Annotated in this window: 19 protein-coding genes and 1 tRNA gene; 4 read left to right on the top strand and 16 right to left on the bottom strand. The window is 46.8% G+C overall.

Annotated features, from left to right (window positions below):
* Positions 1-89 precede the first annotated feature (89 nt).
* On the top strand, positions 90-878 hold the full coding sequence (locus H5T41_05975; protein MBC7108315.1) for a proteasome assembly chaperone family protein: 789 nt from the start codon (positions 90-92) through the stop codon (positions 876-878).
* On the opposite strand, the gene H5T41_05970 is transcribed toward H5T41_05975, so the two are convergent.
* The gene (locus H5T41_05970; GenBank protein ID MBC7108314.1) at positions 865-1,893 is read right to left on the bottom strand and encodes an RNA 3'-terminal phosphate cyclase; all 1,029 of its coding nucleotides are present in this window, start codon (positions 1,891-1,893) and stop codon (positions 865-867) included. The two genes, H5T41_05975 and H5T41_05970, sit on opposite strands and share 14 nt — an antisense overlap.
* A gap of 32 nt (positions 1,894-1,925) precedes the next feature.
* Entirely contained in the window at positions 1,926-4,661 is a 2,736-nt protein-coding gene (locus H5T41_05965; protein MBC7108313.1) for a calcium-translocating P-type ATPase, SERCA-type, read from the bottom strand.
* Positions 4,662-5,067: 406 nt separating this feature from the next.
* On the opposite strand from H5T41_05965, the gene H5T41_05960 reads away from it, so the two are divergent.
* Positions 5,068-6,831, top strand: coding sequence for a cation:proton antiporter (locus tag H5T41_05960; GenBank protein MBC7108312.1), 1,764 nt, complete (start codon positions 5,068-5,070; stop codon positions 6,829-6,831).
* A gap of 260 nt (positions 6,832-7,091) precedes the next feature.
* On the opposite strand, the gene H5T41_05955 is transcribed toward H5T41_05960, so the two are convergent.
* The 5 genes from H5T41_05955 to H5T41_05935 all read right to left on the bottom strand — a co-directional run bounded on the left by H5T41_05955 (position 7,092) and on the right by H5T41_05935 (position 9,311).
* A tRNA-Gly gene (locus H5T41_05955) sits at positions 7,092-7,163 on the bottom strand.
* An 80-nt stretch (positions 7,164-7,243) separates the two neighbouring features.
* Positions 7,244-7,498 carry a UPF0147 family protein gene (locus H5T41_05950; GenBank protein MBC7108311.1) on the bottom strand — a complete coding sequence of 85 codons (255 nt, stop codon included), beginning with the start codon at positions 7,496-7,498 and terminating at the stop codon, positions 7,244-7,246.
* Positions 7,499-7,531: 33 nt separating this feature from the next.
* Positions 7,532-7,933: an Lrp/AsnC ligand binding domain-containing protein gene (locus H5T41_05945; protein MBC7108310.1), complete on the bottom strand. Its 402-nt coding sequence runs from the start codon at positions 7,931-7,933 to the stop codon at positions 7,532-7,534.
* A gap of 67 nt (positions 7,934-8,000) precedes the next feature.
* Entirely contained in the window at positions 8,001-8,168 is a 168-nt protein-coding gene (locus H5T41_05940) for a hypothetical protein (GenBank protein ID MBC7108309.1), read from the bottom strand.
* A 627-nt stretch (positions 8,169-8,795) separates the two neighbouring features.
* The gene (locus H5T41_05935) at positions 8,796-9,311 is read right to left on the bottom strand and encodes a GNAT family N-acetyltransferase (protein ID MBC7108308.1); all 516 of its coding nucleotides are present in this window, start codon (positions 9,309-9,311) and stop codon (positions 8,796-8,798) included.
* Positions 9,312-9,473: 162 nt separating this feature from the next.
* Here H5T41_05935 and asnS point away from each other — a divergent pair, with 162 nt between their 5' ends.
* Positions 9,474-10,772 carry an asparagine--tRNA ligase gene (gene asnS / locus H5T41_05930; GenBank protein MBC7108307.1) on the top strand — a complete coding sequence of 433 codons (1,299 nt, stop codon included), beginning with the start codon at positions 9,474-9,476 and terminating at the stop codon, positions 10,770-10,772.
* Here the strand turns inward: asnS and H5T41_05925 are convergent.
* The 4 genes from H5T41_05925 to H5T41_05910 all read right to left on the bottom strand — a co-directional run bounded on the left by H5T41_05925 (position 10,763) and on the right by H5T41_05910 (position 15,141).
* A complete protein-coding gene (locus tag H5T41_05925; protein MBC7108306.1) occupies positions 10,763-11,833 on the bottom strand; it encodes a M20/M25/M40 family metallo-hydrolase in 1,071 nt (356 codons plus the stop codon). The genes asnS and H5T41_05925 overlap by 10 nt on opposite strands.
* The gene (locus H5T41_05920; GenBank protein ID MBC7108305.1) at positions 11,830-12,876 is read right to left on the bottom strand and encodes a M42 family metallopeptidase; all 1,047 of its coding nucleotides are present in this window, start codon (positions 12,874-12,876) and stop codon (positions 11,830-11,832) included. Before H5T41_05920 ends, H5T41_05925 begins: the two co-directional genes overlap by 4 nt.
* Positions 12,877-13,015: 139 nt before the next feature.
* Positions 13,016-14,191: an AAA family ATPase gene (locus H5T41_05915; GenBank protein MBC7108304.1), complete on the bottom strand. Its 1,176-nt coding sequence runs from the start codon at positions 14,189-14,191 to the stop codon at positions 13,016-13,018.
* On the bottom strand, positions 14,188-15,141 hold the full coding sequence (locus tag H5T41_05910) for an NGG1p interacting factor NIF3 (GenBank protein MBC7108303.1): 954 nt from the start codon (positions 15,139-15,141) through the stop codon (positions 14,188-14,190). The genes H5T41_05915 and H5T41_05910 overlap by 4 nt, the downstream gene beginning before the upstream one ends.
* A gap of 264 nt (positions 15,142-15,405) precedes the next feature.
* Here H5T41_05910 and H5T41_05905 point away from each other — a divergent pair, with 264 nt between their 5' ends.
* Positions 15,406-15,747, top strand: a complete 342-nt coding sequence (locus tag H5T41_05905; protein MBC7108302.1) for a hypothetical protein — start codon at positions 15,406-15,408, stop codon at positions 15,745-15,747.
* A gap of 64 nt (positions 15,748-15,811) precedes the next feature.
* Here H5T41_05905 and H5T41_05900 read toward each other — a convergent pair whose 3' ends face one another.
* The 5 genes from H5T41_05900 to H5T41_05880 all read right to left on the bottom strand — a co-directional run bounded on the left by H5T41_05900 (position 15,812) and on the right by H5T41_05880 (position 18,876).
* On the bottom strand, positions 15,812-16,129 hold the full coding sequence (locus H5T41_05900) for a 50S ribosomal protein P1 (protein MBC7108301.1): 318 nt from the start codon (positions 16,127-16,129) through the stop codon (positions 15,812-15,814).
* A 16-nt stretch (positions 16,130-16,145) separates the two neighbouring features.
* On the bottom strand, positions 16,146-17,153 hold the full coding sequence (locus tag H5T41_05895) for a 50S ribosomal protein L10 (GenBank protein MBC7108300.1): 1,008 nt from the start codon (positions 17,151-17,153) through the stop codon (positions 16,146-16,148).
* 1 nt (position 17,154) lies between these two features.
* The gene (locus H5T41_05890) at positions 17,155-17,793 is read right to left on the bottom strand and encodes a 50S ribosomal protein L1 (GenBank protein MBC7108299.1); all 639 of its coding nucleotides are present in this window, start codon (positions 17,791-17,793) and stop codon (positions 17,155-17,157) included.
* 88 nt (positions 17,794-17,881) lie between these two features.
* Positions 17,882-18,361 (bottom strand): 50S ribosomal protein L11, encoded by a 480-nt coding sequence (locus H5T41_05885; GenBank protein MBC7108298.1) that lies wholly within the window; start codon positions 18,359-18,361, stop codon positions 17,882-17,884.
* A gap of 5 nt (positions 18,362-18,366) precedes the next feature.
* Positions 18,367-18,876 carry a transcription elongation factor Spt5 gene (locus tag H5T41_05880; protein ID MBC7108297.1) on the bottom strand — a complete coding sequence of 170 codons (510 nt, stop codon included), beginning with the start codon at positions 18,874-18,876 and terminating at the stop codon, positions 18,367-18,369.
* Between the last annotated feature and the right edge of the window lie 243 nt (positions 18,877-19,119).

Below are 19,119 nucleotides of genomic sequence, written 5' to 3'. Positions count from 1 at the left end.
GAGTAATTCTGCATTCTTTCAGAGAATAATGAGAATTGAGGAGAGCCAGCGATTGCTAATTGTTAAGTATTATGAGCTGAATATGAATTATGATGGACGAAATTCAGATTATTGAATTAAAGGAAAGGGATCTGAAAGGTGCTTATGTCATCGATGGATTCCCGAGTGTCGGCCTCGTAGGGTCGATCGCAGCGAACTATTTGGTTACGGCTCTAGCGCTCGAGCAAGTGGGTGTTGTCGATTCGGAATACTTTCCGGCTGTATCCTGGATAAAGAATAGAGTGCCGTACGGACCCGTGCGGATATATGCTGGTGAAAAGGGAAAGGACAAGATTGTTGTCTTTGTATCAGAGTTTCAACCGCCAGCAAATCTAATTAAACCGCTTGCGAGAGCTGTGATGGATTGGACGGAAGAACACAGGTGCGGGATGGTGATTTCACCAGAAGGTCTCATCGTTCAGTCGGCGCCGGGGCGGGAATACGAGGGGGCTGAAAAGGTTGATACAGCAACGGACCTCACCAATCGGGTCTGGGGGATCGGTTCAACCGAAAGAGCGAACGAAGTCCTGAAAAACAATGGCATACCTTTTTTTGAAAACGGCGTCGTTGTGGGTCTAGCCAGCGTTCTGTTGAATGAAGGTGTATACAGAGATTTTGATGTTTTGTTATTGTTGTCGGAAGCGAGTGCGGAGTATCCAGACGCGAGAGCGGCCGCCGCTGTGACTTCAGCAATCGATAAGATCTTGCTTCACACCGAGATCGACGTCAAGCCCCTTCTCGACGAGGCGGTAATGATCGAAGAAAAATTAAAAGAAATGTACAGAAAGGCTGGCAAAAAAGAAGAACTGACAAAAATGCGATCAATCATGTATGGGTAGGCCGAACAATGATCCTGTATCCTCCTTCGATTTTTTCCGATTCAAATCGCGTATTCATGAACTTGCCTATCAGCCAGACCTGCGTTTCGAGATGTTTTGAGATTGTTCTTACACGGAATGTCGATTCTTCTGTAGATAGCGCGAGATAAGGCAATATCTGGTCACTTGCGTGAACATCGAGCGTACCGGCACCAGAGATTTCCTCTTTAAGCGACTGTGCAGCGCCCGCTCCCACCGACTCAGCTGGTAATCCTTTCTCGCCCAGAGCATCTGCGCCAAGTATTGTATGATCGTATTCAGCAAAAAGACAGATCCCTGTACCAGTTGAGATTCCTGATGAGGTCTCATTCTTGATCTCAATACCGCCGAAATCGATCAACGACTTTTTCACTGAATGAATCATCCGCGAACAGATATGTGGTGGAAGATTTTGGGAAAAACATTTACCTCCTATCCTTCTCAACTGGCCACGATCTTCCAGGCGCAACGGCGCGAGATCTCTGGCAGGGGAGATTTCGACCAATACCTTTCCTCCCCCTTCTGGATAAAAGCCTCGTGCAATGATTTTCATTTTTACGTCAATTCCGATCTTTTTTAAAAGTGAAAATAGCACTAGATCATAATAGTCGACGGACGGGGACCACCTTACATCCGTGCCGCCAGAGATTTCCATGATCGTTTTCGTTTCAGCCATGATCGCTGGCAACATGCATGCCTGAAGGACGAGAGGGATGCTACCAGCTGTACCAACATCGATCTTGAATTTTCCCCCTTGAACCTTTCCAGGTCGAAAGATAATTTCAGTTGAACCAACTCCTGCCCCTTCCAGCTTACCCCCGGAAATCAGAGCAACACCGTTGATCGCAGCGAGGTGTTGCGGTGCGAGACCGGGATTCGGTCTTCCAGCTCTAATGTTATGTACTCGCGTCTCTTTGCCTGTTAGTGCAGCAAATGCAACAGCGCATCTCAAGAGTTGCCCGCCGCCTTCTCCATATGAGCCGTCGATTTCGATCATAAGTCCCCTCTCGCGATGAGATCACTGGATTATCAGCAAATCCGTTGATTGCGATCTTTATTATTTTTCTTTCTTGAAACGACTTTCCAAAGCTCTGCTACCAACGTTGCTGACATTCCAATAACCATCACGATCACCCATTCTTCTAGCCCTATCGGTGTCGTCTTGAATATAGGGTTGAGTGGAGGCGTATAGATAACAAGTAGCTGCAGCAAGACAGATGCAAGAAATGCGTAGACAACCTTGACATTCGAGCGCAACCCAAGCTCAATGATTGTCCGTTTTTCCGATCTACCGGAAAAGACATAGAACAGCTGAAAGAACACAATCGTGCAAAATGCAACGGTTCTTGAGCGCGTAACATCTCCCGTCTCCATATATTCAAGGTAGAATGATAATATTGTCCCAATTGCCATGATGAATCCGACCGCTACGATACGGTAGCCCATACGCCTCGTGATCGGTTTTTCTTTAGGATCTCTTGGCGGTTCTTGCATGACGTCCGGTGATGTTGGTTCGACGCCGAGAGAAAGCGCGGGCAAGCCGTCAGTGACAAGATTCATCCAGAGTATTTGAATTGGAAGAAGGAATGGTAAAAATTCTGGATCTGCGAAAAGGAGCGTTGCAAGGAACATCGCTGCGACTTCACCAGCATTGCAAGAAAGAAGGTACTCGACAAATTTCCTGATATTATTGTAGATGCCCCTTCCCTCTTCCACGGCGTGAACGATCGATGCGAAGTTATCATCCGTAAGCACCATTTCAGACGCTTCCTTTGAGACATCAGTTCCTGTGATGCCCATCGCGATGCCGATATCCGCCTTCTTTAACGCGGGCGCATCATTAACTCCATCACCAGTCATCGCAACGATCTCCCCATTTCTCTTCAGAGCTTCCACAATCTTTACCTTGTGATCTGGAGCCACACGCGCAAAGACTGAGACTTTCTTCACCCGCTCTCTGAGCTCTTCCATCGTCATCGTCTCGAGTTCTCTGCCGGTGAGAACTTCGGCTTCATCGCGATTAGCGATGCCCATTTCTTGAGCAACCGCTTTAGCGGTCAATTCGTGATCGCCAGTGATCATAATAACACGGATTCCCGCATTTTTTGCCTTTCCAATTGCCTCGATCGCCTCTTTCCTCGGCGCATCAATCATGCCAACAAGGCCGAGGAAGACGAAATCTCTCTCGATCACAGCCTCATCTTCAGAGAATTCTGGCATTTCCTTCATCGCGATCGCGAGAACACGCAAGGCTCGCTTGGCCATATCTGAGTTCCTTCCTAGTATTTTCTGTCGTTCATCTTCTGAAAGTTCAACGATCCGCCCATCCAGGTATCGCTTGTTGCACAAACAGACAGTCGATTCTGCGGCACCTTTCATGAAAGCAAAGATCTTTTCACTGTGTTCATGGATCGTTATCATTCTTTTCTTGACTGAGTCGAAGGGTAATTCAGAGATTCTTGGAAACTCTTCTTTCAGCTTTGAAAGGTTAATGCCAGCTTTCTGCGCGAGAACGAGAAGAGCTCCTTCCGTTGTATCGCCCCTAATTCTCCACTGACCTGAATCATATTCGAGCGACGCATCGTTGCATAGAGCGCCAGCTTTGAGCAACCAAGCGAGTTCCTCAATTGTGAGAGGATCAATCTTTTGCGAACCCTTGCTGAAGTCACCAACTGGCACAAAACCCTCACCAGTGACGTGGATAGGTTCTCCAGTATAAATCTCCCGGACGGTCATTTCACCTTTTGTGAGCGTGCCAGTCTTATCCGTGCAGATCACTGTTGCGCTGCCCAGGCTTTCAACGGCTGGTAATTTTCTGATTAATGCATTTCTTTTTGCCATACGCTGAAGGCCGAGAGCGAGGCTGACTGTAACGACCGCTGGCAATCCTTCTGGAATCGCGGCGACCGCCAGACTTACGGATGTGAGGAACATTTCGCCGACAGCGACATTCCGCAAAATCCCAACGATAAAAATAAAGGCAGATACGAGAAGTACCATAATTCCCAGTTGTTTTCCGAGTGTCGCGAGCTTTTTCTGAAGAGGTGTTTCCTCGTCCTCTTCTTGTATCATGTAGGCGATTTTTCCAAGTTCTGTTTCCATTCCCGTCGATATAACAACTGCGGTACCCCTTCCATATTCCACGGTCGATCCTGCGAAGACCATATTCCTTCTATCACCGACGTATGCGTCTTTTTCCACAACTGCACCAGCATCCTTGGAAATCGGCACCGATTCGCCAGTCAGAGAAGCTTCATTGACTTTTAGATTAACAGCATCGATCAGTCTAGCGTCCGCCGGGATCTTGTCCCCCGTCTTGATAACGATGATATCGCCTGGCACAAGCTCACTTGACGGTATGTCCTTCTCGCAACCGTCTCTGATCACTGTCGCGTCGGGTGAGGCGAGTTTCTTGAGTGCCTGCAAAGTCCTTTCAGCCTTGTATTCCTGAAAAAACCCCAAAATCGCATTCAGAACAACGATCACCATGATGACCGCAGCATCAAGCCATTCCTCCGTTGTCCCCTGGATCGTTGCAATCGTGCCAGAAATGATAGCAGCGATGATGAGAATGATAACCATTAGATTTTTGAACTGACCAATGAAGATTTTCAGGGGAGAGAGAGCATACCTATCTATGATTTCATTTGCCCCGAACTTTTCGAGCCGTGATAGCGCCTCCTTGTCACTTAATCCCTTTTCGAGACTTGTATTCAGGGAGGCCAATACCTCGTCTCTGCTCAGGGAATGCCATTCCCTTACCATCGGTCGGAAACTTCACTACCTCCTTAAAAAAGCACCGATACGTGTACTCGATCTTTTGAGACAGATCCAAAGAGCTTTGTGTGACTTATGTTGGTGCAAAGGACCGTAATTGAATTCGAATAACCATGTAACTCAAAATAGTGAACGATTCTAATCAAAGAAGTTGCGAAAAAATTATCCGTTCAATTCCTGTCCATGCTGGGAAATATATTAATATCGACTCATCCCATTATACCCGTGGAGGGATGCACAGTTGATACAGTCGTGTCAGAAGGGTGCTATATTGTGTATTAGAAAATCCTGTTCGCCGATCAACTCATTCGAATTCTCAATTGCCCATCGTTCGTCAATAAGGTCGGACGATATATCCCTGCTCATGTTTGATCTGTATTGATGAGAGGGAGCCATGCTAACACCAGACAACATGATGCTGGAGATCGGCGCTGTTATGCTTATCGCCTTTATAGGCGCCACAATCGCCTCGAAGTTGAAGCAGAGTGTCATTCTCGGCTATATCATTGTTGGCATCATCATCGGTCCTCATATTCACTTTCAACTTGGTCCGCTAGCTTATAACGGCATCATCAAAGACACGACTATGATCGATTTCCTCTCGTACCTTGGTCTTATTCTCCTCATGTTTTTCATCGGATTGGAATTCTCTTTTAGCAAGGTAAGAAAGACAAAGTCGTCAGCTACGATCATCGCGATGTTGAATCTCGGCATCAACATGTTTACTGGCATTATGTTGGGAACAGCGATGGGCTGGCCAATCATCGACACGGTTTTTCTTGCCGGCATCATCTCGATGAGTAGCAGTGCGGTGGCAATGAAATCAGTCATCGAGCTCAAAAGGCTGGCAAATCCAGAAACGGAGTTCCTCATCGGAATCTCCGTAACTGAAAGTTTCCTTTCAATGGTCCTTCTAACGATTATCGCTGGTCTGATGATCAAAGATGGAACCGAACCTGTGAATTTAACATCACTTGCGATAGGGATCATCGTTTTTTATGTATTCTTCGTTTTTCTCGCACTTTGGGTTATACCGAAGACGATCCACCATCTTCGAAGGATTAAGAATGATGAGATGTTCGTCCTCTTTGCACTCGGTATCGTTTTCCTTGCGGCTGCTTTCGCGGAGATTTCTGGAGTACCAGCTATTATCGGAGCATTTTTCATCGGAATGGTATTCGCAGAAACGAAAGTTTCCGAGAGATTTGAGGAGAAGATCGTACCTTTCAGGGACGCGTTCGTAGCTGTCTTCTTCGTATCATTTGGAATGCTGATCGATCCTCTCATGTTCGTTGATATTTGGTGGCTGATCATAGCAGCGGCCGCACTTGTCATTCTCAACGATTTCATCATCACCGCTGCGCTCGCGTATCTGCTTGGTTTTTCTTCGAAAGCCTCTGTGTCAATAGGAAGCGCACTCTGTGGGAGAGATGCTGAATCTGTGATGTTTGCGAGCGTCGGTAGCCGGGCTTTTGGTGTGACGAAAGGCGCAATTCTTTACCCCTTTGCAGGAGCGCTCTGCTTCGTGACGAGCGCGATTACCCCGTTCCTCATGCGAAATAGTTTGAAATTTGCTGGGAAGCTCTCTTCAAAACTTCCTGCGTATGTGAAACATGGTGGTGCTGTCGTATCGAGGACATTAGCAAAGTTGGTCATGCCTTCGACTCTTCCAATCCAACAAAAATCAAAAGGAATTGGTATTCTTCTTTTTGTTTACTTTTTATTTCTTTGTGCGACTGCCGTGACGACAGGCTACGCACACATCTTGATATTCTTTATCGGCATTCTCTTAACGATCATCTTCCATTTTGCTTTTTCATCTGAGATTTCGAGGATTGTAAGGAGTACAAACTACTCAAATCTCAATCTTTCACAGAGGGACAATCGGGTTACAATTAGACTCGTCTCCTCATTTGTTTCTGGAGGATTCATTGCAATGATCTGGGCTGCATTTCTTTATCCCTATTATTGGCCATTGACGCCCACGGTACTTTTCGTTTATCTCGTCTGGATTATCATCATGATGAAGCGAGTTTATCGGACAGTATCGAGTCGATCGATATCAATCAGCCGACCTGTCGCCACGGATGAATTTTCGTCATTTGGCTGCGGAATTGAGAATAAGAATGCTGCAAAGATCCCGTCACGAGACAAGTAAAGCCAATTAAATGTGATTTTGATGTTCAATCGTTTTTTGGGATTAGTTAAACACGATCAGTGTCCTTACTAAGTGTCCCCCTCTATCTGAAACAATCCCAAATGACACTTTATGCCTCTGCTCGAAGCCGTTCATTGATTAATGATTAATTCGATTTGGGTTATTTTAGAGAATCCAGAAAGAAGACATCTAGATGTGTTAATGACGGTAACCTGATACCATGTACTCCCAGCGCGATCGAGGGACAGTAAACCTCAAAGTGCGGCTGCCGGGATTCGAACCCGGGTTTGAAGCTTGGGAAGCTCCAGTCCTAACCACTAGACTACAGCCGCTCGCGCCTTAATCGCATTTCAATCAATAATTCTTTTCCACTTTAAATCTCTTTGATTTCAGGCTCGGTGCAGAAGCCTTCTCAGCTTACGGTTTCCAGCTGGCTGATTATGTTCCAGATCAAGGTTCTGCCATGAAGGGGAATGTTGGGATCATTTGCCAGTTCATCTAAAATAAAGATGGCGCTCGCAGCCCTCACGTCGAGTGCTTCATTTTGCTGCAAAAGTCGCTCTTTCGCTTCTGTCGCTCCCCGCCTGATATTCCTTGGTACCGATGTATCTTCAGCCAGCTGGTCGAGAATTTCAATGATCTGCTTGAGTTTGGCATTTTGATCCACATAATCACCTCCTTCACCTACGGCATGTTTCCGTCACTCACTCTTTGGTGTCTCATCGGAGCCTTGGCCATTTGGCGACTCCGTTTTCAACTCTCCTCTTTCTTTGAAAGTCATCACGACCATCATCGTTTTTATCTCTTTGATTCCCTGGATGTTGGCAATTTTTTCGACGAGAAATCTCTTCAGTTGATTATAGTTCTGAAATTTCACCTTTGCAATGATATCCGTATCACCAGTAACAAGGAAGACGTCTTCCACAACCTCGTATTCGGATATCCGCTCAGCTATCGCATCCGCATCCTTTGTGTCAATTTTCAGATTTATGAGTGAGGTAACTTGGTCGTCACCGTAATAGTTCGACATAACTGTGTCGTATTCCGTTCTCTCCTTCTCCTGCAAATCGAACACCTCCTCTTGAATGAATCTCAATGGCATACGGGCTCGCAGGTGCAGGATGCTCTGCGCTCTCTAAGCGGGCGGAATGCAGAGCCTTGGAAGATCCCTAACCAGTCGTCTCAAATTCTTCCTGGAGATCGATAATCACTTGTTCAAGAACTTCTTCGAGACTCGAACTGCGGTATTCCCTCAGCCCGCCAATGTCGCTTTGAACTCTGGCTACATAGGTCGTGTTGCTTTTCAGGAACTCAACATTGCAAAGGGTCTCTTCCATTTTTCATCCACCTCCAGCCAACATCCTGAGAGGTCACCAACGTGCGGCACATGTATGGTTTGATATTTAATGATTTTTACACGACAAAGGTCGCTCGGGTAGCAGTTTTGAGAATTTGCCAAAATCATTTCATGGAATAATGGAATTCTTTCTGATCAGTGCGGGTTTGATTTTCTTGAACATCGTGATCTGAACGGTTTTTTTCATTTCTCTGAAGAATTAGATTTCATACAATATCGTTTGTGCTAGATCATGATAATCCAAAATAACTAATCTTGACGATTGGAATGGAAGAATACGCTTATTTCTTTTTTTTTCAGAGTGAAGGTTGCCTTGGATCCAAAGCAGCGGATTCTAAAATGGATTGATGGTTCTTTTGTACCAAGACCAGTCATCGACTCCCGGGCTTTTTGACCGGAAAATTGAACATCGCTTATAAAGGAAATCTTGTGGTGCATGGGAATGCGGATCTACGACTACATTCACCTCAGATACAATGGCCAGCTTAAAGCGATTATCGCCAATCATCCAGGCGATCAGTTGGTACTAGAGTGCATCAATTGCCATCAACTAGATTCCGTAAATGTATCATCGTTTCGATCAGCTGCACTAAAATTTTGGAATCAATCATATAGAATCTCTCGAAGATTGATCATCCGAATCCTTTTGACCCTCACGACGGTATCGAAGAAATTTTTCCATGGTAAACGCATTTTTTCCAGGGCCGTAGTAGTCCAGTAGAATCCCTCTGATTGAAAATCCTCTTTTCTTGTAGAATTTCAATGCCTCATAATTCGTCGTACGAACCTCTAAAGCGACTTTGATAATACCCTTTGCAACCGCGTTCCGTTCAATCTCTTCGATCATAATGGTACCAACTCCCCTTTTTCGATATTCTGGGAGAACAGCGATCGAAATGATTTTCGACTCGTGACAGAATTCAGAAAAATAAGCCGAAGCATATCCTATCGGCTTTTCGTTGATACATGCAATAATTGTCAGGAATTCTTGATTCTCTACAAGTGTTTGTAGCAGTGATCGTTCGTATCGCTCGGACTTGTCAAAGCATGCTCTCTCGATCAATTCAATACAATAAATATCATTGGCAGTAGCTCTCTTTACTACGATGCCGTTAAGGTCCACGATCGATCAATGACAGTCACAGGACAATAAATTTCTATCCCTCTGTATGTCCAACTAAATAAGAAAATAGGAAAAACTGTAAAAAAACTGAACTTCAATTCGAGCCTCTCATTCTTGTGAACCGAAATCAAGAGATACTTGAATGCACTTCGTAAAAGGCGAATGTACCATCCAGTTCCGATATCGGAAGTATTCAAGCGGCCTGATACCGACAAGGAAGTCTGCATCAGAGGATGGGTCTACCGTACTAGATCAAGTGGATCGATTGTTTTTTCGATTATTCGGGATGCCTCGGGGATCATCCAAGTGACAGTGAAAAAAGGTCTTCTGCCTGATGCTGATTTCAATGCAGCGGCTGCGGCATCGATCGAGTCATCGGTAATGGTCGCAGGTAGAGTCGCCGAAGACAAGAGGGCGCCGGGCGGATTTGAGATTCGAGCTAGCAAATTCAAATTGATCGGTCCAGCTGATCCATTTCCGATCACAGAGTACCAAAGTGAGGAGCTTCTTCTCGACAAGAGACATCTATGGATTCGGTCAAGGGAACAAAACGCCATCATGAAAATCAAGGCGACGGCTCTCGAGGGAGCGAGGGAATGGCTCAAAGAAAATGACTTTGTGGAAGTGACACCGCCGATTTTCACAACAAATGCATGTGAAGGAGGCGTCACGCTCTTCAAGCTGGATTATTTCGGAAGGGAGGCGTATTTGAGTCAGAGTGCGCAGATGTATCTCGAAGCGTTGATCTTTTCCCTTGAAAGAGTCTGGTCTCTGACTCCTTCTTTTCGTGCCGAGAAATCGAGGACGCCGAGACACCTCACTGAATATTGGCATCTTGAGCTCGAGGAAGCTTGGGTCGAGAACGATGAGAATATGAGAATTCAGGAAGAGCTTGTGACCGCGATCGTTGAAAAAGTCTTGTGCAAAAGAAAAGCCGAACTGGAATTACTTAAGAGGGATATCGAACCTCTGAAGGCCGTATCGCCCCCGTTCAAGAGAATGAAGTATTCGGAAGTCATCGACCTTTTACGTTCGAAAGGATTCGATATCGCCTATGGATGCGATCTTGGTGCACCTGAGGAAAGGGCAGTCACAGCAGAGGAGTTTGTGCCTGTTTTTATCACTAATTATCCCAAAGAATGCAAGGCATTCTACATGAAAGAAGATCCAGAAGACCCGAAAACGTGCAAATGTTCGGATCTTCTCGCACCAGAGGGATACGGTGAAATCATCGGCGGCAGCGAAAGGGAGACTGATATCAATAAGTTAATCGAAAGGTTAGACGCGCTTTCGATACCGAGAGAAAATTATGAATGGTATCTTGATCTCCGGCGATTTGGGAGTGTTCCGCATTCTGGGTTTGGATTGGGGATCGAGAGGGTTGTCAGGTGGATATGTGGGGTTGAGCATATTAGGGACGTGACCCCGTTTCCTAGGACAGTCGCACGCATTTACCCCTGACCGGTGTTTCCAGACAATTCTCGCCCAAGTTTGACCAACGCGGTATGCATTCTTACGAGTGCCGATAGCTCGACGTACTCGTCGGGTACGTGGGCAAGCGAAGGCGCCCCCGGTCCGCAAATGTAAATGGACCGGTTGGATGACTGGTATCGTGGCGCTTCGGTTGCGTACGGAACGTCGACGATCGTCGATTTGAGATATGTAGTGAGCATTTTTACAATTCTCGAATCTCTGTCGGATTCGAATGGTTCAAGACCATAAATTGTTTCAATCTCGTAGTCTTCACTCCCTAAACGACTTTTTATCAGCGCTTCAATATCTTTCAGAGTGAGAGGTGCGGGGAAGCGTACATCGATCTCCGTTTGACACCTGTCTGGCACAACATTGTCCTTCGTACCGCCGCGAATCGTTGTGAAACACATCGTCATTTTGTCTGTCGGTCCGGCTGGAACTTGCGCGAGATCGGAAAGTTTGATCATTAAAGTGTGCATTTTGAGAATCGCATTCTCTCCTAGCCAGCATTGGCTCGAGTGCGCTGCTTTTCCTCGCGTAATTAGTCTGAACCGGAAGACGCCTTTTTCTCTGCACGCGACGTTAAGGCTCGTGGGCTCGCAGATGATGATTGCCCGCGCGGCTCTCACAGTCTCGAACTGGCTGAGCTTTAAAGCTCCCAGCATCCTCTCCTCCTCATCCGTGGTAAGGAGAAGAGTACAAGGGACGTCCTCTTCTGCGAGATCGCGGGCGGCGAACAGCATCGACGCGATCGCGCCTTTCATGTCCGTAGTACCTCTTCCGTAAACCCTATCGCCGTCGATTTCCCCTTGTTTCCTCGTCCATCCATCTCCGATAGGAACTGTATCTAGATGTCCTGAGAAGGCGACGCCTCCTCTGCCTTTTGATGCGACGAGAGCTGGATACGATTGATCTCCCACAATTGTAACTGCAAACCCAATTTCTTCGAGCATTTTCTTAACATAATTCACAATGATGCTTTTGTCAGCATGCATATCGCTTCTGATTGCCAAAAGATCCAGAAGCATGGCTAATATTTCATTTTTCATGAAATAACACCTTTTTCCTTCTTTTCCAGATCATCGATCGTCTTTTCGAGGAGGAGGATAAGATTCTTCAAATCGTCGAGATGTATGCATTCGACAGTGGAATGCGTATATCTTACAGGTATGCAGAGAGGAACCATCATCGAACCGAATTCTTGGGCGGCGGCACCATCAGTACTTCCTCCGCTTATCCCCAGCTGGAGCGGCAATCCATTAGATGCGGCAATTCTTCTGATGAGGTTGACAAAGGCGGGAGAGGCAATAGACTTGTTGTCGATGTATCTGACGACGGGACCTCCGCCTAATGAGATCTTGTCAAGGTATTCAGGTGTGCCGGGGAAGTCTGTTGCAGAACAGGTGTCAACGGCAATCACGTAATCTGGCATCTCTTTGAGCGCTGCGACTCGAACGCCTCTCAATCCGATCTCTTCCTGAACACTCCAGACGAACGTCACACGTAAATCGATCCTTTTTTTGTGTAAACGTCGTAGCAATTCGATGAGCGCAAGACATCCTGATCGATTGTCGAGACTGCGTGCACTCACGATCCGCTCTCCTAACTTTGTGATATTCTTTTCGAAAACGATTGGGTCCATAACGGATATACCGATTTCCTCCGCCTCCTTTTTTGAAGTGCAACCGATATCGATAATCATTTCTTCAGCGGCTGGGACTTCCTTCATCTCCGCGGATGGGTCTTTCATGAGGTGGGGAGGAAGCATTCCGATGACACCTTTCATCTCTCCCTTCGCTGTGTATATTGTGACCGTTCTTCCAAGTAGCGATCGATCATCAATCCCTCCAATCTTCCTGAAACGAAGGAAACCGCTTTCCTCGATCTTTGACACAACCATCCCGAGCTCATCCATGTGAGCAACGAGGAGCAGATGACGATCGCCGTTCCCAATCGTTGCGTACAGATTGCCAATTTCATCGACTCGTGTTTTAGCGAGTGGATCTACTTTCTTCCTGATCATCTCTCTTATCGGGAATTCAAAACCAGATACTCCGGGCGTTTTCAATAGCTCCGTGAGCTCCTCCAACATGACAATTACACTCCTCAATTTGATCAGAAAGGAAATGCAATTCTCATTGATTAATTCTCATTCTTTCATGAGAATGCGATGAATGGGAATTGAGAACACGACTATGCGAAAAAAACAGACAACTGTCTACATCGGAATTCTATGATCGAAGAATTTCCTCAAGCTTCTGCCTCAGCACTTTCGCAGGAATGTCTGGTAAGGAAATAAAAGTCGTTCTTCCACCGGATGCATCCGTGGAGACCTTTGTTTCGATGATGCCTTCATTTGAAAGATCTTGCAAATATGACCAGAATTGTGTATGGCCACGTGGCTTTTCACCATATTCCTCCGCGGCGATGCAATATGCTCTTTCTGCTTCACCAGTTGTTACATAGGCCTGGTCTTTGAGTGCTCTGCAAATTCCAAGCAACACGATCTTTTTTTGTCTATCGAGCTCTTCAATTTTTGATTCGGTGACGATGCTGTACGTGAAGGCCTTTGCCGCCCTCACGTGCTCCGGCGAGACAACCGTAGAACCCTCCTCCTCCGCAATCATGCCTGATCGCTCGAGCAGCTCAATGGCAAATCGTGCATCTCCCCAGTCAGCAGCGATATCGGCGATCAGATCAATCGCATCCTCGCGCACACTTCCTGGATAGAAAGCAAGTGCAACTCTGTCGCTTGTGATATCCTTCAATTCGTCGCGGGTGTATTTGCCGAACGTGATGACATTTGCCCTCCGGAAGGTGGAAATTGATGACAGATCGAGGAGATCAAGTACGTATTTCTGAGAGATGAGGATGAGCGAAAGAGATGCACGCCCTCCGACCTTTTCCTCGTCAAATCTGGAAAGCTGGTAAATGAGATCTCCAGCACCTCTTCTTAGCAGAACGTCAACTTCGTCAAGAACGACAATGAAGTGAAGTTTTCTTTTCTCGAGGTGCTTTTTCAATGACGCAAGCATTTCGGAAAGGGACATCCCTCGATCGGGATAACCCTCATCGAAATGCGAGACAAGTCTCAGAACGACGCTTGCCTCTGTGTTGCGCTGGCGGCAGTTAACAACGATAAAATCGACCGCACGACCAGATTCCTGTGCGACCTTTGCGAAATCAAGACAGAATCGCTTCGAAGCGGCGGTTTTTCCAGTGCCAACACTTCCGATCAGCAGAGCGCTTTGCGCGATGCCTTTTTCAAGTACGGGTCTGAAAAGCATCCAGAGCTTCTGCATTTGGCTCTCTCTATGGATGAGCTTATCTGGAACATAATCGAATGAAAGCTTCGAAATGTCCTTGAAAATCTTCGACCGCCGTTCCTGTTGCACGAATGCCGTCAATTTCTTTTCACCCTAATATATCCTGAGAATGGTTTTATTGAGAGACCTCTTTCTTCAAGCTTGTCTGCAAGAAGATTCATTCCGAGAGAATCTGATGCCATATGGCCGGAAATCACGAGATTAATGTGATATTTCTTCGCTTCCTCGATGTGGTTTTCCGGTACGTGCATGCAAACGACTGTCCCAACACCTGCCTGCACCAGCTGTTCATACATTTCTTTTGGACCTGACGTTCCGCCAGTCATCTTGACCGCGATTTTACCGGCTCTTCTGTTCTTATCTCCTACGAAGATTTCTGGTCCAGCATGGTGTCTCATCGCGAAATCGAACTCAGGGATTTCGCAGAGAATGTCAACAACATCTTTGACTCTTTCAGGTTTCTTTTCGTCCATGATCGTCTGGAGATATTTCTGAACAAGGTTGTCCGTCGGCGAATGTATACACATGAATGGTATGCCGAGAAGGTTGCATGCGTCCACTGTTTGGTTGAAATTCTGTGGATGCACGCCTCTCTGGACTTCTTTAATTCTCGGCGCTAGTATATCCTCGGCGACGGTGATAGGAACGCCGAGTCTCTGTAGCATGATCTCCTGTACATGCATGACGTCGTAAAAATTCGCCATCGCCTTCCCGCGTGGATGATGTCCTATGATGAGGTCGATTTTCTCGCCTCTTTCTCTTAGCCTATCGGCGATGAGAATTTCCGCAGGCGTTATATCGATTCCCCACATGATCCCTTTAATCTCCATTTTCGGATCACCGACAAGGATTCGGGTATCAGCATATGGGTTCCAAAGGGAATCCATATCAAACCATTTTTTCTCTTTTTCCTCCATTTTCTTAAATTTCTCTTCCACTCTTTTGAGCTCAGCCTCGATTTCCTCTTTTGTTCTTGGATCTGCATCCATTCCGACTTTGACTGCCAATTGATAAATTTCTTCCAGCTTCATAATACTCAATTCAGAGTAATCTCTGAGCATATTTAATCATTCGTCGAGCGATTCACGACCGCTCCGCAGGGTTAACAGCAGAGATTATCGACGTTCGACATCAAGATCGGGATTGATTGTCATCATAGATTCGAGTTGAGCGCAGTACGTGATCATTCATCAATGATGGGAAATCCGATCGCCGATCGCATCAAAATCGGAGTTCTTTCGAGCGGTGTATGTGAAAAATAATTATACTTATCAATAAGTGATATATGGGGTACTATGCCAGAAGAAAACGTTGAGTCGTTGATTAAGAGTCAACTGGGAATTCTTCATTCTGAAGATATTCTAATCGAGGCTCTCAGGGATCTTGTTCGTGATGAGGTCAAGCGATACATACGACAGAAAATCGAAGAAAATCCGGCGCTGAAGAAGGAGATCAAGGAAGCAATCGGTGAGTTTGTTGCTGCGAAAATCAAGGAGGTCTACGCCTTGATGAAGTTGACGAAATGCGGCGCAGAGCTTGGACTTGCGATGGTTCCAAAAGAGATGAAAGAAAAACTGGAAAAGGATCTTGCATCGCTACTCGAACGCGAAGTTTCGAATGTGATTGAGCGGATCTAGTAGTCCTCGCAGCTCCCTGATTTAAAATTTTTGAGAGGAGAGCGCTCCGCGTGGCCTTGCGTGCTCATCCGAACAGAGCACTTAGGCCAGCTGCGGCTTCTTCCTCGCTCACCGTCTCTTCTTTCTTCTTTTCTTCCTTCTTCTCTTCCTTCTTCGGCTCTCCAGCGGCTGGAGACGCGGGTGTAGCCGCAGGTACGGCAGGCGTGATCATCGCTGAGGCGATCGCTTCGTCGATGTTGATTCCCTCGAGTGACGCAGTCAACGCCTTTATCCTCGCCGCATCCGGCTCAATACCGGCACTCTTGAGGATACTTGCAATTGAGTCCTCGGTGATCGGCTTCCCAGCGGCGTGGAGAACCATTGCGCTATAGATATACTCCATTTCTTTACCTCCTTTTTTATCCGAACAGAGCACTTAGGCCAGCTGCGGCTTCTTCCTCGCTGACCTTCTCCTCTTTCTTTTCCTCTTTGTGTTCTTCTGCCTTGAGCTCTTCAGGCTTTTGCTGGGCAGGTACTGTTGTCAGTCTCTGCCGCAGTCGTTCATCTTCAAATCCAGGAATCCTGGATGCGAGAGCCAGCATATTTGCTTCAGCTTTCGCCAGCAAGACCTTGATATTGTCTTTTGTCGGGAATGCAGCCGCGACGCCGAGCGCAACCCCTTCGCGATAGGCTCTAGCCAGCAGAGGTCCGATGGTCTGCGGTGTCACGTAGGCAATGTGGATGCTCAGACTGAAAGCATTCCTCGCTGCCGTCGCGATCATCGATCGATAGTGATCAGGTGTGATTGCAAGATCATCCTTCTTGAAGATGATGCCATCCTCAAATACTCCCATGAGTTCGAGTCCTATCATCATCGGGTAGATGTCAAGTTTAGGAAGTATCTTGGCAATCTCCGCTGGTATCTTTTCGCCCTTTTTCACCAGCACCTTATCCTTCTTGAATACGACCTTTCCACCTTCAATACCGGCGGGAATACCAGCTTTCTGAAGTTCTCCGACAATTGGGCCGGGCTTAAAGGGTGTTTCGCCCTCTTTTATAACGATATCTTCTGGCGAGATATCACCCGGTTTGGCAGCGCTTCTCGTTCGTGTGGCCTCAATCTCCCTGTATAACTTAAAGGCGTTCATGTCGGTGCCTAGCAATGCACATTGACCCCCGACCAGATCCTTGAGCGGCTTCAATCCCTGTCTTTCTTTTGAAACTTCCTCGATAGCGATATTGATTAGTGTATTCCTGGCCATGACCATTTCAGCTTTCCCGCGAAGTCGTTTCTTAATCTGCTGAAGTTGAGGGGCTGGAATATTTCCCACGTTGACAATAGCGACGACCTTGTTGTTCTTCAGTATGCGCGTGAGATCGCTGACAACTTCTCTTTTCCACTGTGCAACATGTGCTTGTCTGATCATGTTACTTCACCCTCTCCGAAGGTCCCATCGTCGTTTTGACGTACACTGAACCGATGTTCATCATTCCTCGCTCTAATTTCGATGAGATCCGCTTGAGGATCGCTTCAATGTTATCTGCGATCTGCTCTGGTGGCATGTCAACGGTGCCAACGGGTGCGTGAAATGTTCTTTTGTCTCGACTCCTCACAGAAACGGTCTTGCGTAGATTCTCGATCATTGGCCTCGGATCCGCACCTGGTGGAATGGGTTTCGGCATTTTTCCGCGAGGTGCAAGAACGATACCGAGTCGCTTACCGATCGTCGGCATCAAAGGAGCTTCGGCAATGAAATAGTCAAACTCAGAAGCGATCTTCTTTGCTTCTTTCTTATCGTCCGCAAGTTTTGCGAGCTCTTCCGGTGTGATGATACGGTCGGCGATACCCTTAGCCTTCAGCGCGAGCTCGCCTCCCCCGATGACGCAGATCTTGACATCCCTTCCCCTTCCGTACGGAAGAATAATATCTTCTTGAATTCTATTCTTTGGGACGGAAAGATCAACGTCTTTAAGATTGATAGAAACGTCAACGGTCTCTCTAAAATTGCGCTTTTTTGCTCTTTCAAGCGCCTTCTTGACAGCCTGAACTACGGTCTTTTCTGCCAATACAATGCCTCCTGTAGTGCTAACGAGCTGTGCTCTCCTACAGCAGTGGCCTCCTCTAACATCCGTACTGTTTATAAATTTTATGGCATCAGCCGGCTAGCTTGTTGTCGTACTTCCCAGCGATGATGTCCTTCTGGATATCCTTCGGGTCTCGATTCTCAACTGTGACACCCATGGAAACGCAGACACCGATGACCTCGAGAACTCTCTTCTTCAGCGTCTTTCCAAGCAGTGAGTCACCTTTCATATTGGCGATCTTGATCGCCTGGTCGATCGAGATATTGCCGATCTTCATCGCTTTCGTCGATCCCGATCCCTTCTCAGCGCCGATTTCCTTGAGTATCAACGCTGATGTTGGTGGAGTGCCGACTTCGATCTCGAATTTCTTGGTTTTCGGGTCGATTGTAATCTTGACAGGGACTTTCATACCCTCAAATGATTTCGTCTTGTCGTTGATCGCGTTCACGATTTGAATGACATTTACACCCAGTGGACCGAGTGCCGGACCCAATGGCGGTCCCGGCGTCGCCTTGCCACCTTCCACAAGCACTTCGACTGTCTCAGCCATGCTATTCACCTCTCTTTTTCAATGACTCTGACATGATCCCCTCTGACTGTGATAGGAATAGGAACCATTGCTTCGAAGAGCTCTACTGTGATCTCTTCCTTGCTCTCATCGATCTGCTTGACCCTCGCCTTCTCTCCCTTGAATGGGCCAGCGACAAGTTCAACAACATCACCTTCCATAACGCCAGAGACAAGCGGTTTCGGTGTGAGGAAATGATCGATTTCGCTGAAATTCGTCTCACCTTCAACAAGTCCATGTGCCCTTCGAATTCCGCGAATTGCTTCGCGGACCGAATCGGTATTCATACCCTCAATAAGAACATAGCCTCGAAGTGTTGCGGGGGCGAGAACTGCGAAGATCCCGGCTTTTCCTGTTTTTGCCTTGCTTGCAACGCTGTCTGCAACATTTTTCTCATGACCAATTGATGTTTTGAGTGCGAGAATTGACTGTCTTGCGGAGGCGGTGAATTTGATTCTTGCAACATCATCTGGCGAATCTTCAGCGTAAGCTTCCATGTTAATAACAACCCTGTCATTGTACCGCGCACCTTTGGGGGCCGTGACTTCGAGTTGCAGTTCCTTCGCCTTCGTCCCCTCCATAAAAAATTCGGTCTCGGGCGGCAACTGCGAGTCACTGTCCCAGAGGACTCCCCTGGCGTCATATAGTCTGATGCCCCATTCAGGAGCGCCTTCAGTCTCTCCTCCTATATCGATTGTCAGCTTCAATTTGATCTTCTTCTTTGTCTCATCGTCTATTTT

The sequence above is a fragment of the Methanomassiliicoccales archaeon genome (assembly GCA_014361295.1).
Taxonomy (GTDB): domain Archaea; phylum Thermoplasmatota; class Thermoplasmata; order Methanomassiliicoccales; family JACIVX01; genus JACIVX01.
Note: the sequence above shows the minus strand (reverse complement) of the source record. Positions and strands in the feature narration are given on the sequence as shown.